Origin of the sequence: Paenibacillus sp. FSL R7-0204 (assembly GCF_038002225.1) — a bacterium.
GTDB lineage: Bacteria > Bacillota > Bacilli > Paenibacillales > Paenibacillaceae > Paenibacillus_AQ.
Window position 1 is genome coordinate 5,337,021 of record NZ_JBBOCA010000001.1, and the last position, 16,526, is coordinate 5,353,546.

Here is a 16,526-nt window from a genome sequence, read left to right on the forward strand (position 1 = left end):
CCTCATGTTCAAGCAGTACCGGACATTCTATACGATGCTTTCGCTCATCCTGCTATCCACAGTCATTGTGATGGTTATGTACACAGTCACCATTAATACCAGTCTTACCACCGTGAAAGAGGATATCAAAACTAACAATTTGAACAGGATGCGTTTTCTAATACAGAACCTGGATCATAACGTAGGACAACTCTCCATGGTAGCTACCGCGCTGGAGACGGATTCCAAGGTCGGCCTGCTGCCCTCCGTCGATCTAATGGACAAATATGATCAAATTAAATTGATTCAGGATCTGACGGACAAAATGAAGCTGCAAAGCTTCTCTGAAGGATGGAACAATCAGATTTCCATCTATTCTTCCCTGCTGCATCAATGGATCGGCTCCCCATCCTCCGACAGCAGCCCTCCGCAGGCTACGCCGGATAATCAATGGACATTGGAGACACCATCCGGGCAGTTCGTTGCTTATAGGATTCATCCGTCGTACTCCATTCGGGTCACTTTCCCCCGGGACAATCTTCTTGCTATGCTGAGCAGGTCCGATAGCAGCAATAATAATTCGTTCTTCTACCGCAAGGGTGACCCCGTTATTCTAAGCGGCTACTCGGGCGAAGACCAAGTGAACGAGCTCTTGCCGCAGCTGCTGCCTCTCCTGAACAATCGAATGGAAGGCTCTGAAATCATAACGGTAGGCGGGATCGGATATATGGTCAATTTCCTGCAATCCGACAAGCTGGGGTGGTACTTGGTAGATTATCTGCCATTGGACGAAGCACTGCGGCCTATTGAGAGAACCCGGAATTACTTCTACGCCGCTTGCGCTATGCTCTTTATGGGCGGCGTGGTAACAGCACTGTTCCTGTACAGGAAGGTACAAATTCCGATTCTCGAGCTGCTTAAGGGCGTGAGACTGCTGAAGCACGGAGATTTTTCGCACCGGATTGTAAGACGCAGCCACAACGAATTCGATTATCTCTATATTAACTTTAACGAGATGGCCGCGCAGATCGAGGACTTGATCGAGAAGGTATATAAGGAGAAAATCATGTCGCGGGAAGCCTTGGTTAAACAGCTGCAAGCGCAAATCAATCCGCATTTTCTGTATAATTGTTTGTTCTTCATCGACAATATGACGCGCCTCGGCAATGACGAGGCTGTCACCGCGATGACGCAGAATCTCGCTCAATATTTCAGGTACACCACCCGGCTGGACAAGCCGACGACGACACTGGAGAAGGAATTGGGAGTCGTCGGGAACTACTTAAACATTCTGTGTCTGCGCATGGAACGTTTGAATTACGAAATCAGGGTGCCCGATTCGATGAAGCTGCTGTCCGTACCGAAGCTGCTGGTGCAGCCTCTGGTGGAGAACAGTGTCATTCACGGGATTGAGAAGAAGCAAGGCGAGGGGCTGATCCGGATTACCGGAATCGAAGACACCGGCCATTACCAGCTCATCGTTGAGGACGACGGCATTGGAATGTCGGGCGAAAGCATCCAACAATTGATGACACGTATCAAGCAGCCACCCGGGGAGGAAATGGGCTGCGCGTTGTGGAATATCGGGCAGCGCATGCAGATTTATTTCGATGCGCCCTCCCGCATGGAGATCGAACCCAGCACTTTAGGCGGCTTATGTGTTATTCTGCATTGGCCCAAGAGGAAAGATTAGGAGGATGGCCCCGTATGTATCAATTACTTATTGTCGATGATGAAACATCAGTTGTCGATAGCTTAGCACTTACCATTCCATGGGAAGAATACGGCATTGAAGAGGTGCACCGGGCTTACTCGGCCCAGGAAGCACTCCAGACCGCGACGAGACATGCTATTGATATCATTATTACCGATATTCGTATGCCGGAGATGGACGGTCTTGAGCTCATCGAACGCATCCGGCATTTCTCCCGCAAGATCAGGTGCATCATCTTATCCGGACATGACGAATTCGAATATGCCCAGAAGGCGATTCAGTATGGAACACTCCGTTACTTGTTAAAACCGGTTGACATCGCTGCCTTGACGCATGCCGTCGGGCAGGCGATAACCGATATTGAGCTGGAATGGGCCGAAATCAGCTCCTTCCAACGGATTAAACATACGCTGCACGCCAACAAGCCACTGCTGCGCAGCCAGTTGCTCACAGACCTGCTCCAGAACAAACCGATGCAGACCGACATATTGGAGGAACGCCTGGCCATGCTTGATATCTCGTTCTGCCCGGGCGACTCCTATATGCTGATGCTCATCCGGTTGGAGGAGGATTTCTCCAGATACAATCTTCAATCGCTGTCCCTTCTGGAGTTCGCTGTCGGCAACATCACCGAAGAGGTGTTTCAGGAGCTCTTCGAGCTATGGCATTGCAATACCGAGCAAGGCTATCTTGTTTTTCTGATCAAAAGCAACGAAGCGCCAGACCTTTCGCTAATCGATTCTTATGCGGTCAAGGTACAAAACAACGTGCAAAAATTCCTGTCAGGCTCCCTTTCGATTTGTCTAAGCAACATCCAGACATTCCCTGAGAACATATCAGAAACATACCTAGCCTCTGTATCCTCACTTATAAGAAATGTCGGCAAAAATAAAAGCTACTTCATTACAATTGACGAATCCGAGTCACAATCGCAAGGGCAAAACCTCAACCATTTGCACCTCCCCCCTCTTCTTCCTTCCTTACTGGAATCGGAAAACTGGGATGAGGCCCTTGCCAAGATCGGCCGGATTCTGTCCGTGAGCGAGCTTGACAACGAACCGACACATGACCAGTTATTTACAACTCTTCTATATCTATCATCCTCCTTCGCCGTGACGTTCTCCTCCGGGGAAGGAGATGTGGAAACCCAGCTCGGTGAAGAGTTCTACCTGCTCCTGCGGAAGAAATCGCAGCTTTCAAGACAGCGAATTTTCCAGTGGGCCGAGAAGCAGATCGCTGCCTTGCGCGCAAAGGCCTCCCGTCAGGTTGAGGATTCCCACCAGAAGATCGCCTCCAAGGTTCGGACATTCATCCAGGAGCATCTTGCCGAAGGGATCTCCCTTCAGACGGTTGCAGACCATGTGAAGCTGCATCCTGTATATTTATCCAAAGTGTATAAGACCGTGTCCGGCGAAACAATCGGCGATTATTTGTACCATACCCGAATGGAGCGGGCCGTTCACCTGCTGCGCAGCACCGACCTCAAAATTACGGAAGTCAGCGGGCAGCTTGGTTTCCTGGCTCCTCCCCACTTCATTAAAATCTTTAAGAAGCATTATGGCTGTACGCCGCAGGAATACCGGAACAAGTGAATGCATTGTCCGTTTCCCATCGTTCAGGCAGGGCTCAACCCGCATCATTATACCTCAGCCTGCGGATCGACCAGACTGACAGAACTACAAGGTACACTCCATTCATCAGAAAGAATAGCAGATTCTCCATAGCCGTCAGTCCGCGCTGGGTAAGCACGCCCATGCCAATGGTCAGCAGCGAGTATGGGAACAGCAGCCCCAGCTTCAGCACATACAGGCCCAGGCCGACAAAAACCGCACACAGACTGATTCCGATGGGTGTGGCAAAGCTGCGGATACGGATGGACAAGCCGAGCTGCAGGGCAGCAATACTCAGCGAAGCCACCCAGCCGCGCAGGGTCCACAGGATGATGTCCTTTGGAAATGCCCCCGTCAAAGACAGCATCTGTCCTGCCGCCCAATACATTAGAAGGAATAGCGTCTGCGCTCCGGCAATCAGCACGCCCACAATAACAAGCTTGGCTATAAAGAGACTGGTTATGGATACCGGAGCAGCCAGGATCATGTTCCAGTTCCGGTTCACATGCTCCAGCCGGCAGACAAACGCGCAGCAGATGGCAATCAGAATCGGCAGGAAGAACTCTCCATAAAATAAGCTTACCTGAGTCCATAGACTATACCACTCTCCCTGCAAGGCCTCCCGGTTCATCACAAAATTAGCACAGCCGATCATCAGGCTGACCACAGGCAGACTGACCAGCACCAGTCCCATCCGCGAGCGGCGCAGCTTGGGCCATTCGGCAGCAACACTTCTAAGCATAAGTTCTCCTCCTTAGACCGATTGTTTGGAGACATGGGTATTCCCGGCAACATACAGAACCAGTGTCAGTATCAGAGCTGCACTTAACTGAATCAGAGGCATGCTTCCGGTAACATAGGTTCCTGATGAAGCCTTATACACATAAGTCACCGGACTGAGATCCAAATAATAAGACCAGACGATTAACTGACGGACAGCGGCAGGGAACAAGCTTGCGGTCGTCCCCAGGAACCCGCCCAGCATGCCAAGACACAGGGCAAATGCCTGATTCTTCACCGCCAGCGATATCCATTGCTGCATCGCAATAATCAGCAGACTGGCAATCAGAGTACCCGCAGTGAACTGCAGCAGCAGGCCTGCCGGAAGCGGTTCTGCGAGTCTATGGAACATACCGAAGCCGGCAATAAAAACAACCTGGGCCAGAATGCCGTAAAGGATCAGACTTCCGGCACAGACGAATTTGGCGGCATACACCGTCTGGCGTCCGACAGAAGTAGTCATCAGCATTTTCCAGGTATCCCCTTTATGCTCCATGTCGCAAATCCTTGACACCACAATCGCCGACAGAATCGGCAGGAACAGCCCGTTCATGGACGAGAGGCTGAAAATCAGCGCTTCCCAGGTAGCATTGTCCGCACTCCGCGAGATCGAGATGCTCATGGACATGGCCGCCCAGCCCAGCTCGGCGGCCAGAAAGAGCGTCAGCATCGCCCACACTTTTCTCCGCCGGATTTTGTAGTATTCCAGGAACAAGGCTTTCATCACAGACTCCGCTCCTTTCCGGTGAGATCCAGGAAGATATCCTCCAGGCTCTTCCTCGACTCCACGATCCGGCTCACAGCAATCTGGCCGGACACCAGAATCTCATTGACCCGGGCCACCTCAGAGTCCGGCATGGCGCTGAACACCAGCTGCTGCTCCTGCATTCTGGGCCTATACCCGTGCTCCGACAATATCCGGACTGCCCGGGCGGGATCATCGATCCGAAAGTGAACCGCCGCCCGGTTCTGCGCCTGAAGCGCAGCCATCGCCCCCTGGAACAGCAGCTTGCCGTCACTGATGATGCCAACCGATGTAGCAGTCTGCTCAATCTCCGACAACAGGTGGCTGGATACCACAATCGTCATGTCATACTGGGCAGGCAAGGATTTAATCAGCTCCCGGATCTCTCCGATCCCCGCAGGATCGAGCCCATTCGTAGGCTCGTCCAGAATGAGCAGGCTCGGGAAAGCCAGCAAGGCCATAGCCAGACCCAGGCGCTGCTTCATTCCGAGTGAATACTGCCCGGCAGGCTTGTGCCGGTGATTGTCCAGCCGGACAATCTGCAGTACCTTATCGATATTCTTGGCGGGAAGGCTGCGCAGCCGCTGCATTACCCGCAGATTCTCAAGCCCTGTCAGATGACCGTAATAGGAAGGCGACTCGATCAGCGAACCCGTCCGGTTCAGAATCTCCAGCCGGTGGTTCCGCAGCTCTTGCCCGAACAGCTTAACGGTTCCTTGGGTGGGTTGCACCAGTCCCAGCAGCATCTTGAGCGTAGTCGTCTTCCCTGCTCCATTCGGACCAAGGAAGCCAAAAATCTCTCCCTGCTGCACCTTCAGATTTACCTGATCCACCCGGGGCGTTCCTCCATAGGTCTTGGTCAATTGCTGTGTCTCGATAATTGGATGAGTGTTCATAGGTTTGTATTCAGCTCCATTTCTGCCAAGTCGGCTCTTGCTTCCAAGCATATAGGCCTTCCCTTGCTCCAAGCTGAAGATAACCTTACGCCTACCTTAAATACACCGGTTCCTCCCATTCTTCACTGCCAGATCGTGTATACTGATTCATGGGTGATGACGATTGAATACAATGAAGAACCGCAAAATAATGATCGTTGAGGACGAGCCAAAAATACGTGAGATGATCGAGCTCTTTTTACGAAAAGAAGGGTATTACCGCATATATGCGGCTGGAGATTATAGCAGTGCCCTCGCCATGTGCCGCCAGGAAAAGCCGGATATCGCCATTCTTGATGTGATGCTGCCGGACGGGGACGGGTTCTCGCTTCTCTCCGCCATACGCACCTTCTCTGATATGCCGGTCCTCTTCCTGTCGGCGCGCGGTGAAGATGAGGACAGACTGCTGGGACTGGGCCTTGGGGCAGACGATTATATCGTCAAGCCATTCCTGCCAAGGGAGTTAATGCTGCGTCTGACGGCTGTGCTGAAGCGGGTATATGCGCCCTCCGTTCCGGAGCGGCTTCCTGTCTTCAGGTCGGGGGAGCAGGTGGTGGATCTGGACAGCGCTGTGGTACGAAGAGACGGCCAGGAGCTGCCCCTGACGGCTAAGGAGCACGCCATTCTGGTCAAGCTCTATGAGAACCGCGGCCGGATTGTGACCAGCGATGCCCTCTGCCTGGCGGTATGGGGCGACGACAGCTACGGGTATGAGAATACTTTAATGGTACATATCCGGCGTATCCGCGAGAAGATCGAAGCAGACCCTTCGAAGCCGGTGCAATTGCTGACGGTTAGAGGGCTTGGGTATAAGCTCATAGTGCAGGAGGCGCTCTAATGGACAGTGCGGTCCGGATTTTACGCAAATTCGTAGGCTCCACCCTGCTGGTCTCTGCGCTCCTGCTCCTGTTCAATCTGATTCTGCTCGGCTCGCTAATCTTCAAGGAGACCCATCAGGAGGCTTCGCCGGAGAAGGTCGTAAGGGAAATATCCTCAGATCTGCAAGGGTCAGACGGCAAGTACTCCCTTAATCCCAAGGCGGCCGCGCTGCTTCAGCAGAACCGGGCCTGGGCCATGCTGCTGGATGCCGGAGGCAAGGTAACCTGGAGTGAGCAGCTGCCGCCGGAGATTCCGCACGCTTACAACATGATAGAGGTGGCGAAGTTCTCACGCTACTACTTGCTGGAATATCCTGTGTATATGTGGGAGCATCCAGAAGGACTTCTTGTCGTAGGCTATCCTAAATATTCATATGAAAAATATCAGCTCGGATACATGACAGACTGGCTGCGCTCCCTTCCCTTAAGAGTGCTGCTGCTCCTGATCTGCAATGTGGTACTGGCTGTGGCCCTCTCCTTGTTCATCGGCACCCGGCTGATCCGCAATATCCGGCCCCTGATCAACAGCATTCATGCCCTGGCCAAAGACAAGCCGGTTAACCTGGAGACTGCCGGACTCTTCAGTGATTTGTCCGAGAGCATTAATTCGGCTTCCGCTACCCTGCAGACCCGGAGCTCGCAGCTGAAATCACGGGATGAAGCCCGCTCCAACTGGATCGCCGGGATCTCCCATGACATCCGCACCCCGCTCTCGATGATCCTTGGCTACGCGAGCACTCTGGAGGAACAAGACAACCTGACCGGAGAGCAACGCCAGCAGGCTGCCATCATCCGCCGCCAAGGCGAGCAGCTAAGGTCGCTGGTGAGCGACTTAAATCTCGTCTCTATGCTGGAGTATGACATGCAGCCGTTACAGCTTAAGCCGGTCCGCTTATCCGCTCTGGCCCGGACCGTGGTATCCGACTTCCTTAATAACGGCCTGGAGGAGCGGTATACGATTGACCTCTGCCTTACAGATGAGAGCCTGCAGGTGATGGGCGATGAGAAGCTGCTGTACCGTGCGGTAAGTAATCTGGTCCAGAACAGCATCCGGCATAACCCGGATGGGTGCCGGATTGTGGTTAGCATCCTCCGCAGCAAGGAAGACTCCTGTTTCGCCTTGTCTGTAACGGACAATGGTCAGGGTGTTCCGGCGGAGCACTTGCCGGAGCTGGTCCTGCTGCCTTACTCCGGGAAGCGGACCCGCCCCGTCCGGCAGGGCCACGGGCTTGGCCTCCCGATGGTCGCCCGCATTGCCGAAGCCCATAAAGGCAAGCTTGTTCTGGAGAACAACACCGGCCACGGACTGCGGGCCACCCTGCAGTTTCCCCCTTTGGCGTGAAGACGGATTGATAACGAATAGAAGAGCCTCTTGCGGCGCAAGAGGTTCTTCCATTTAGGCTAAAATCCTCTCTCCAAGATTCCCCATTTTCTGCTATGCTAATAGAAATCCAAAGTAGAAGCAGGAGGCGCGCAATAGAATGGATGCATTTCAGTACGAGCTTACATCTGAGACAGCTATCAACTTGAGATATGAGTATGGAGGTGAATATTTTACATTCAACCTGTTCCGGGATGACAGCGGGTGGGTGCTACATCCGTTTGACGGGATGCTGCTGAGGAATCAGGCAATGTGTACGCTGGTTGCGCAGGAGCTGTTCAAGCACAAGCCTTTTCAGGTGATGCTGGCCAAGGAAGGAATTCTGTTCACCGACATACGCTCCACGGTCAATCTGGATAATGTCAGCGCGCCGGTTGCCGCACGCAATGAACGCGAGTCACGCGGTAATCCTGCAGACGACCTGATGGAATTCGTTCAGCAGCACTCGATTGAAGAGGTCATTGACTACGAATGCAAGCTGGTGGGGAGCCGTATCTCCTTTTACCAAGAAATTCTACAGCGCATGTTCATGGACAACCTCGGTCCCTCGGACCCCGAGTTCCAGAAGATACAGGATATTGTACGGATCTACGAGCAATCCCTGGAGCGCCTGACGGATCTGAATGGTCCCAATCTGGATACCGGAAGCCGGGGCAGATTCTGAGTCTGCCACCCGCACTTATACATGCTTGAACTACTCATAGGAAAGGCTGGTACTCATGACACTTGAGCTTATCAAGGGGCAAAAATGCAGCTTAACCAAAGACAATCCTCTACTCGGCCGCATCATCGTAGGCATGGGCTGGAATGAGGCAAGGGCTGGGGTCGAGATTGATTTCTCCGTTTTTTTACTTACCGCGTCGCAGAAGGTTGCAACAGAGAAGGATCTTATTTTCTATGGCAATCCTGCGGCCCCGGACCAGTCTGTAGTGATATTGCCGCCCGCGCAACGAGTCCATAGCGGACCCGCTGACAATACACAAATTGCTGTAGAGCTTAGTCTAATTCCTGCGGAGGTTGAGCGGATTGCCTTTGCCCTGACGATCTATGAGGCAGAATCAAGACAGCAGAGCTTCTCGCTGCTCTCCGATCCCTATCTGCGCATTATGAACGCTGCGGATGGAACGGAGCTCCTCCAGTACCGCCTGGGCGGCGGTTATTCCGTGGAGACTGCCATTGTGGCAGGGGAGATCTACAGATATCAGAACGAATGGAAATTCAGCGCGGTCGGCTCCGGTTATGCGGGAGGCTTAGCCGCGCTCTGCCACAGCTACGGAATACAGGTCAAGGACATCCTGCCCGTTGTTCAAGCTTCCAGAACAGCCGAACCTGCCCGCAACTCCCCCTTTGTTCTTCCGGAGCTGCGGTCACGGCCTAAGCCGGTCGATTCATTGCCTCCCGCAGCACCAGCCGCTCCTTCCGCTCCTTCCGCTTCGCCCTTGAACCCGGACACCATCGTACTCAAGCGGCACGGGGAGACCCTCCGCCTCCAGCAGGGAGCAGGAGCCGCAGGAGAGATTCTTATCAATCTTAAATGGCTTCAGACTCCATCCTCCGGGTGGTTCGGAAGCAGAGGAATTGACCTGGATCTGGGCTGCCTGTTCGAGCTGAAGAACGGCCTTAAAGGTACGGTCCAGGCGCTTGGCGAATCGTTCGGCAGCTTGAACCGCCCGCCTTACATCTCGCTGGACGGGGATGACCGCACCGGCTCCATCGCCACTGGCGAGAACCTGCGGATTAACGGCCATCACCTGTCCGAGATCAGCCGGATCGTCATCTTTGCTTTTATCTATGAAGGCGTTACGAACTGGTCACAAGCCGGCGCCGTTATAACCATCTGCCAGCAGGGCGGGCCGGAGATCAAGGTGCAGCTGGACGAGCATAACAACGATAAGGGAATGTGCGCCATTGCCATGCTTCACAGCCAGCCGGATGGTAGCTTCAGCGTGGAACGGCTTGTGGAGTATTTCAGCGGACACGAGGAGCTGGATCAGCGTTACCACTGGAATCTGCGGTGGGAGCCCGGGAGTAAGTAGGCAGCAAGTAGCGGCCAGCATGATCAGGAACAACGTCCCCTGGCAGGCGGATGATACCGCCGATAGTGCTGAGCCACCTTCTGCCGGACCAATGTGGTCGGTTTTTCGATTACATTGGGCCCACTCGCCTTCGCGGCGGACCAATATTGCATTCAGCTCAGCACAAAACAGCCCCTCCACCGTCTTCTGACGGGGAAGGGCTGTTGGTGTATTCATTATTCTGCAGAATGATCTACAGAAGCTGCCTGGATGCTGCCGAATGCCCAGTAGCTCGCCGGGACATCTGTCCATTTCTGGACTGCGCTGGTCAGCGGAGCGATATCAAGGGCACGGTTAACGATGGTTACCGCTTCTGCACGCGTTAACGTCTGGTCTGGACGGAACGTGCCGTCTTCGTAACCGGTGATCATGCCAGCCTGGGACATCCGCTCAACGGCTGCCTGAGCCCAGTGTCCGGCAATATCGCTGAAGCCTGCCGCATGGTCTTGTGCGCTTGTAATCAAGCGGGACAAGATGGTCGCCATTTCAGCTCTTGTAATCGTCTGGTTAGGCTTGAAGCTGCCGCCCCCATAACCTTTCATGATGCCGCTTCGCGTCACTTGACCGATTGCTTCTGCCGCCCAGTGTCCGGCAGGAACATCGGAATACGCTACGCCAGCAGTAACTGCGGACTGGCTGAAGGTGCGGGCAATGATGCTGGCCGCTTCTGCCCGGGTAATGCTGTTCCCTGGCTTGAAGGTGCCGTCGGCATAACCCGTCATATACGCCTTCACCTGTACCGCAGGATCTTGTGCAAGTACAACGGTAAAGGTACTGAATTTGCTGATGCTAAATTGAATGCCTGACTTTCCGGTCTGGCCGAAAGGTACGATCTCGCCCTTGACCAATTCTTTGGTGCCGTCGCTGTGCTGGATAAAGACCGCAAGTGCCTTCAGTTGCTCCGCAGTTAACGAAGTGTTATTAAGCGGTAATACCAGCGTAACCGGACGGCTCTGCAGATTGGTCTCAATCGTTACAGGACGGCTTACCAACGTAACTGTAGCACCGCGGGATACACTCTGCACCTGTGCTTTTGCAAGAGCTTCAACCTCTGCGCTCTGCTGCGATGTCTTCAATGGAACGAGGTTGAAGTAAATATCTGTACCGAATCCAGCCATCGAGCTGCCCGGCACCTTCACCTCAGCATTCACTGTGAAAAGATCCAGCATAATCTGATTATCAGCAAATTGCTTGCTGGAAGTTACCGGAATGGTCAATCTGGTTCCAGCCACCTCATCATTCTTATCAGGCACGATGATTTTGGCAATATTAGACCCGGCAGCCTTAAGCTCATTGACCGCGCGAATCGCTTGCTCCAATGTGAACGTAAGAATGTCACTCTTCACACCATTTGCATCCTTAGTGCGGGTAATGACAACGGAGGATACCATGGAGCCTTGAGCGGCGCCGTTCTCAACGTTCGCACTAATGCTTTCAGTCTGCGGGGTAGGTGTCGGTACCGGAGCCGGGGCTGCCGGTCCTGGTCCTGGACTACCTGGTTCTGGAGTACTGGTTGGCACCGGAACAGGAACTGCCGAGAAGCTCCAGACCTTACTATCGGCAAGTCCTGCATAGCTGTTACCTGATTCATCTGTAAAAGCACCCGGCTCGATCAGCACATAATAGCTGCCGCCCTGCTTAAGCAGGCCGTTCGTGTTGATACTGACGGTTGAGTTCGCAATCGAAACTAGCGTCTTATCGTCCGCTTTAATCGACTTAACGACCTCACCGTTCTCTGCATTTACAATCTCAATATTACCTTTTCCAGCAAGCACATTCTCGTTAAAAGTCAGTGAGAGCGCAGCAGATACAGGTACATGCGTTGCACTGCCTGCCGGACTGTAAGAGGTCACTACAGGCGCTGCTGTGTCTGGTGCACTGGTAGTCACAAACCGCCAGGCGTTAATGCCTGCAATGCCGGCATAACTGTTGCCCGCGTTATCTGTAAATGCTCCCTCTGTAACCCGTACAAAGTAGCTTGTCCCATGCTCCAGATTATCCGCCGGGTTGATGGTTACTACATTGTTCAGGATCGTTACCCTGTCCGAAAGGGCAGGGATCACCACTACCGGATGAATATCATCGGTGCTGCGGAAAATCTCAATAGTACCCGCTGCTGCCCGTACATTTTCGCTGAAGCTAAGGACCAGATTCGTGTTCACTGCCACTTCGGTGGCCCATGGCTCCGGTGAATATGTGATCACCGTTGGCGAGATCCGATCCGGTGCATCAGTGGTTGTGAACTGCCAGACTGTACTCTCCGCATTACCGGCATAGCCGTTGCCTGCGAGATCAGTAAATGCCGCGGCTCCAATCTGTACATAGTAACTCGCACCATACTTCAGATCATCCGTAGGGTTAATCGTCACTACATTGCTGTGAATAGTTACATTCCCGGAAGCTGCAGGAATCGTCGCTACCGGTGCATGATTCGCACTATTGTAAATGACGATATTGCCTTCTCCAGCCTTTACATTCTCACTGAAGGTAAGCTCCAGATTAGCTCCAATAGCTACACCTGTTGCACCATTCGCAGGTGTGTACGTGTTCAACACAGGTGCAGTTGTATCCGGCGCAGCCGGGGTGCTGAACTGCCAGGTTGTACTGTCCGCAATTCCGGAGTAGAAGTTGCCGGATAGATCTGCGAAGGCATCTCCTGTAATTCTCACATAGTAGCTTGTACCATACTCCAGATGTTGAGCCAGGTGGATGGTTGCTTTGTTGTTCAGAATGATTGCTTTGCTGGCAGCAATAGTAGCTACCGCTTTGTCGGAGTCAGGGCTGTAGATCTTAATGCTGCCTTCCCCTGCCCTTACATTCTCGCTGAAAGTAAGCTCCAGATCACTTCCAACCGCTACATCTGCTGCACCGTTCGCAGGCGAGTATGTGCTTACGATTGGGGCTGTCGTATCCGGCCGGCTGGTTGTTGTAAACCGCCAGGTGGTATTGTTCGTGATACCGGCATAGCTGTTGCCTGCCATATCCGTAAATGTACCATTATCAATCATCACATAGTAGGTCGCACTGTAAACCAGATTCCCCTGGTGATTGATCGTTACTATATTGCCGTCAATGGTTACATCATCGGAGCTGACAGGAATTGTCGCGGCCGGGTTAACACTATTGACACTATTGTATATCTTAATTTGCCCTTCACCCTTCTGTACATCCTCATTGAATGTAAGAGTCAGGTTGGTGCCGATCTCTACATCCTTTGTTCCACTCTCAGGAGAATAACTGCTCACCACCGGTGGCACAGTATCAGGCGCTTCTTCTGTGGTGAACTGCCAGGTGTCCTTGTCCGAAATACCTGCATAAGAGTTAGAGTTTTCTGCTAGGTCTTTGAAAGCTCCGTCACTAATGATTACATAGTAGGTTGTACCATATTCCAGTTTTGAATAAGGATCAATCGTTACCACCTTATCAAGAACCGTAACCTCGTTAATCTGAATGACTTCTACCGGATTAACTTCATCCGTACTTTTGTAAATCTCAATGTTTCCGCTATCCTTCGTTACTGGCTCATCGAACGTAAGCGTCAGATTGGCGTCAATAGCCACTCCCGCCGCCCCCTGCTCAGGGGAATAATCGATAACGGTTGGAGCGGTCTCATCTGCTGGTCCAGCAACAGTCGTGAAGCTCCACTCATCCGCTGTAATCGCTGCATTGCCGCTTCCACCATTAGTGAAAGCATCCGCGTCAATGGTTACAGCATATTTCATACCTGGATCGAAATTTTTGCCCGGATTAATCGTTATCGTATTGGTAGCCGGATTTACCGTTACTCTGCTGGTATCATCCGCCGGGATGATTTCAACCGGAGCAGACAGATCCGCAGCCTTGAAAATTTTAATATCAAAGCCGTCTCCACTGGCTGCCGTCACCGGCTGATTAAACATCAGCTCCAGATTTGCATCTACTGCTACATCGGTATCATCATTTCCCGGAGTCAGACTGAGCACCCGCAGAATGTTTGGAACGGCATTGGACTCAATGATCACACCAGTTACACCCACAGCGATAAAGCGGTTATGGTTCTGATTAAATGCGATTCCATTAAGGGTTGCTGTCGTACCTGTATTTTCAGGCTTCCAATTCTGCCCCATATCACTAGTAGAGAAAACCTTACCGCCGTCTCCTGCGGCCATAAATACCCCGTTCCCGTAAGCCACTCCGTTCAGATTCACTTTAGAATCCTGGGTCTGCTCAACACCCTTCTTACTTTCGGGAGAGATAATGATGGTTCCCGACGCCCCGACAGCCATGAACATGCCACCGCCGAAGCTGATGCCCTTTAAATTTTCGGTTGTTTTGCGTGTTACCTTAGTCCAATCAGATCCATCTTCGGACATTACCACTGTACCGTTATCACCCACAGCTACAAACGTACCGTTGCCGTAAGCCACAGCGTTCAGATTCGCAGTAGGGTCTGAGTATACTATATTCCAATCAGGGTCGTTGTCATCTTTCTCCATGATAAATCCTGAATCTCCAACAATAACTAATTTATCATTGCCATAACTGACTCCATTCCAGTTCATACCGAAGGATCCATCGGAGGGTGTCCAGGACACGCCATTTGTTGACGTTAGGAGGATCCCATTGGCACCGACTGCAACATATTCGCCATCTGTACCCGTATGAATAACATCATTCAAATTCTTGGTCACACCTGATTCGCGGTCTGTCCAGGTCATGGAACTGCTTAATGCACCAATTTCCCCTTCATTGCCCACCATTACTGTCCCTGTGCCTACAGCTACAGCATTTAATGTAATTCCTTCTGGTGCCGTATCTAGTGTAGTCCAGCTTGCCGGGCCTGTATCTGTTGGACCAGGACCTGCATATACCGGAAAGGCCCCGGTCCAAACCAAGCTGACCGTGAGCAGCAACGAGAAATATTTTTTCAATCCCTTACCCTTAAACAATGTATCGCTCCCCCTTGTTCATTCATCCTGTGCGCTATATTGCAAATTCTGCTGGAGTGTAGCATCTGCCCCCTTAGAAATTTCATATCTGGGCTCCATTCTAGCAGACCGCTCTAAACAAACTCTTAACAATTCTCGACAAAAACCGATTCATCAGGACCTAATTGGGGTATAGCTCTAAAAAAAATGAAAAAGTCCTGAATTTTCTAAAAAAAATAGCAAAAAATAGCACTTTGAGCTTTCACTCATAAGTGCTATTTTTATTATCAGTCTCTATGGCTATCCTATGAACAAGGGGAGTGTTACCTGTGAGCATGATTGTACGGCTTAAAGTAATTAGATCAACGGAGAAGCCAGCAGTACCGCCGCTATAAAAACAAGCTCAATCGCTAGACGTACCGGCAATTTCGGGACCGGCTTGCCGCCAATCATCAATTGATTGCGGGCAGCATAGATATTGGCGGGGAGCATGGCGGTCAGCAGCACAACCAGACACACTGCGGCCGCCAAGGAAACAGCAGGCAGCAATAATCCAATAGCCCCGGTAATCTCCAGCATTCCGGTAACCGTCACAATCCATTCCTTCCCCGGGAAAACAGGCGGCACCATTCTGACTAAATCCGGCCGCCGCCGTCCCCAGTGAGCCGAAGCTCCGAGCAGCAGCATCACAGCTATGGCCCATTGAAGGGCGGTTTGCCAGTCATTCCAATACTGGAGGCCCAGCAGACCCACTCCCCGGAACAGCAGAAAGGATGCGATGAGCGCATAAAAAGGAATCATTTAACCTCTCCCCTTCTATCACTTGATAATGCTTCATCTTCATTCTTCAGAATACCAGCCATGAACTCAGATACCTCTCTTGCAGAAAGGGACTCGTCAGAGGGACGCATGGAGGCCCGCACCCGCAGACCCAGTGACAACAGAACGAACAGCTCCGCCGTCTCATCAGGATTCACTGTTTCTTTGATCACTCCATATTTCTGTCCCGTGCTAATCCATTGTCTGGATACGGATACCGACCGCTCATGAAATTGCTTAAGCACCTCCGCTACCGCCGGCTCATTCTCCTTGCCCAGCAGGTATAGAAGCACCTTATTAGTCGCTTCATGGCTGTCCTCAAGACCGGCCAGACTTCTTGCGATCGCCAGCATCGGCCCCTCGAAGGCTTTGTCCAGTCTGCCTGCCACTTCCTCCTCGAAACGATCATTCACAGCATCAAGCCGCTCCTCCAGGACCCAGGCAAAAATCTCATCCTTGCTTTTCACATAATGAAAGATCGCCCCCTTCGACAATTGCGACCGCTCCATGATGTCCTTCAAAGTAATGGCGTGACAGCTTTTGTCCCGTAGCAGCTCCTTGGTAGCCTCCAACAGCTGCCGGATTGTCTGCTTGCGGCGGTCTGCATTCTTCACAGAACTGCCCCTCCTTTGGTTAAGCTTGGGTGATGTTATAAGTTAATTTCATTATATATACCGACCATCGGTTTGTAAATTGGTGTATG

General features: G+C 52.2%; 12 protein-coding genes. 6 read left to right on the forward strand and 6 right to left on the reverse strand.

The window, feature by feature from the left end; all coding sequences use genetic code 11:
- Positions 1 to 4: 4 nt before the first annotated feature.
- Both MKX42_RS23485 and MKX42_RS23490 read left to right on the forward strand, forming a co-directional pair.
- Positions 5 to 1,672 carry a sensor histidine kinase gene (locus MKX42_RS23485; RefSeq protein WP_340755026.1) on the forward strand — a complete coding sequence of 556 codons (1,668 nt, stop codon included), beginning with the start codon at positions 5 to 7 and terminating at the stop codon, positions 1,670 to 1,672.
- A gap of 14 nt (positions 1,673 to 1,686) precedes the next feature.
- Positions 1,687 to 3,285 carry a response regulator gene (locus MKX42_RS23490; protein WP_340755027.1) on the forward strand — a complete coding sequence of 533 codons (1,599 nt, stop codon included), beginning with the start codon at positions 1,687 to 1,689 and terminating at the stop codon, positions 3,283 to 3,285.
- A gap of 34 nt (positions 3,286 to 3,319) precedes the next feature.
- Here the strand turns inward: MKX42_RS23490 and MKX42_RS23495 are convergent, their stop codons facing one another.
- Genes MKX42_RS23495 through MKX42_RS23505 form a run of 3 tightly spaced genes read right to left on the reverse strand, consistent with a single transcriptional unit; the run spans position 3,320 to position 5,724 of the window.
- Entirely contained in the window at positions 3,320 to 4,045 is a 726-nt protein-coding gene (locus MKX42_RS23495) for an ABC transporter permease (RefSeq protein WP_340755028.1), read from the reverse strand.
- A gap of 12 nt (positions 4,046 to 4,057) precedes the next feature.
- On the reverse strand, positions 4,058 to 4,810 hold the full coding sequence (locus MKX42_RS23500; protein WP_445669340.1) for an ABC transporter permease: 753 nt from the start codon (positions 4,808 to 4,810) through the stop codon (positions 4,058 to 4,060).
- Positions 4,807 to 5,724, reverse strand: coding sequence for an ABC transporter ATP-binding protein (locus MKX42_RS23505; protein ID WP_340755029.1), 918 nt, complete (start codon positions 5,722 to 5,724; stop codon positions 4,807 to 4,809). Before MKX42_RS23505 ends, MKX42_RS23500 begins: the two co-directional genes overlap by 4 nt.
- 172 nt (positions 5,725 to 5,896) lie before the next feature.
- Between MKX42_RS23505 and MKX42_RS23510 the strand changes: the two genes are divergently transcribed.
- The 4 genes from MKX42_RS23510 (at position 5,897) to MKX42_RS23525 (ending at position 10,058) form a co-directional block, all read left to right on the forward strand.
- Positions 5,897 to 6,601, forward strand: a complete 705-nt coding sequence (locus tag MKX42_RS23510) for a response regulator transcription factor (protein WP_445669386.1) — start codon at positions 5,897 to 5,899, stop codon at positions 6,599 to 6,601.
- The gene (locus MKX42_RS23515; protein WP_340755032.1) at positions 6,601 to 7,983 is read left to right on the forward strand and encodes a sensor histidine kinase; all 1,383 of its coding nucleotides are present in this window, start codon (positions 6,601 to 6,603) and stop codon (positions 7,981 to 7,983) included. Before MKX42_RS23510 ends, MKX42_RS23515 begins: the two co-directional genes overlap by 1 nt.
- A 139-nt stretch (positions 7,984 to 8,122) precedes the next feature.
- On the forward strand, positions 8,123 to 8,686 hold the full coding sequence (locus MKX42_RS23520) for a hypothetical protein (RefSeq protein ID WP_340755034.1): 564 nt from the start codon (positions 8,123 to 8,125) through the stop codon (positions 8,684 to 8,686).
- Between the two features lie 55 nt (positions 8,687 to 8,741).
- A complete protein-coding gene (locus MKX42_RS23525; protein ID WP_340755036.1) occupies positions 8,742 to 10,058 on the forward strand; it encodes a TerD family protein in 1,317 nt (438 codons plus the stop codon).
- Between the two features lie 215 nt (positions 10,059 to 10,273).
- On the opposite strand, the gene MKX42_RS23530 is transcribed toward MKX42_RS23525, so the two are convergent.
- The 3 genes from MKX42_RS23530 to MKX42_RS23540 all read right to left on the reverse strand — a co-directional run bounded on the left by MKX42_RS23530 (position 10,274) and on the right by MKX42_RS23540 (position 16,437).
- Entirely contained in the window at positions 10,274 to 15,025 is a 4,752-nt protein-coding gene (locus tag MKX42_RS23530; protein ID WP_340755037.1) for an Ig-like domain-containing protein, read from the reverse strand.
- Between the two features lie 336 nt (positions 15,026 to 15,361).
- Positions 15,362 to 15,805 (reverse strand): DoxX family protein, encoded by a 444-nt coding sequence (locus tag MKX42_RS23535; RefSeq protein WP_340755039.1) that lies wholly within the window; start codon positions 15,803 to 15,805, stop codon positions 15,362 to 15,364.
- The gene (locus tag MKX42_RS23540) at positions 15,802 to 16,437 is read right to left on the reverse strand and encodes a TetR/AcrR family transcriptional regulator (RefSeq protein ID WP_340755041.1); all 636 of its coding nucleotides are present in this window, start codon (positions 16,435 to 16,437) and stop codon (positions 15,802 to 15,804) included. The genes MKX42_RS23535 and MKX42_RS23540 overlap by 4 nt, the downstream gene beginning before the upstream one ends.
- Positions 16,438 to 16,526: the final 89 nt, after the last annotated feature.

Bases quoted from the DNA above. Each gene is read 5' to 3' on its own strand.
- MKX42_RS23485 (WP_340755026.1), top strand. From the start codon at position 5: ATGTTCAAGCAGTACCGGACATTCTATACGATGCTTTCGCTCATCCTG.
- MKX42_RS23490 (WP_340755027.1), top strand. From the start codon at position 1,687: ATGTATCAATTACTTATTGTCGATGATGAAACATCAGTTGTCGATAGC.
- MKX42_RS23495 (WP_340755028.1), bottom strand. From the start codon at position 4,045: ATGCTTAGAAGTGTTGCTGCCGAATGGCCCAAGCTGCGCCGCTCGCGG.
- MKX42_RS23505 (WP_340755029.1), bottom strand. From the start codon at position 5,724: ATGAACACTCATCCAATTATCGAGACACAGCAATTGACCAAGACCTAT.
- MKX42_RS23510 (WP_445669386.1), top strand. From the start codon at position 5,897: ATGAAGAACCGCAAAATAATGATCGTTGAGGACGAGCCAAAAATACGT.
- MKX42_RS23515 (WP_340755032.1), top strand. From the start codon at position 6,601: ATGGACAGTGCGGTCCGGATTTTACGCAAATTCGTAGGCTCCACCCTG.
- MKX42_RS23520 (WP_340755034.1), top strand. From the start codon at position 8,123: ATGGATGCATTTCAGTACGAGCTTACATCTGAGACAGCTATCAACTTG.
- MKX42_RS23525 (WP_340755036.1), top strand. From the start codon at position 8,742: ATGACACTTGAGCTTATCAAGGGGCAAAAATGCAGCTTAACCAAAGAC.
- MKX42_RS23535 (WP_340755039.1), bottom strand. From the start codon at position 15,805: ATGATTCCTTTTTATGCGCTCATCGCATCCTTTCTGCTGTTCCGGGGA.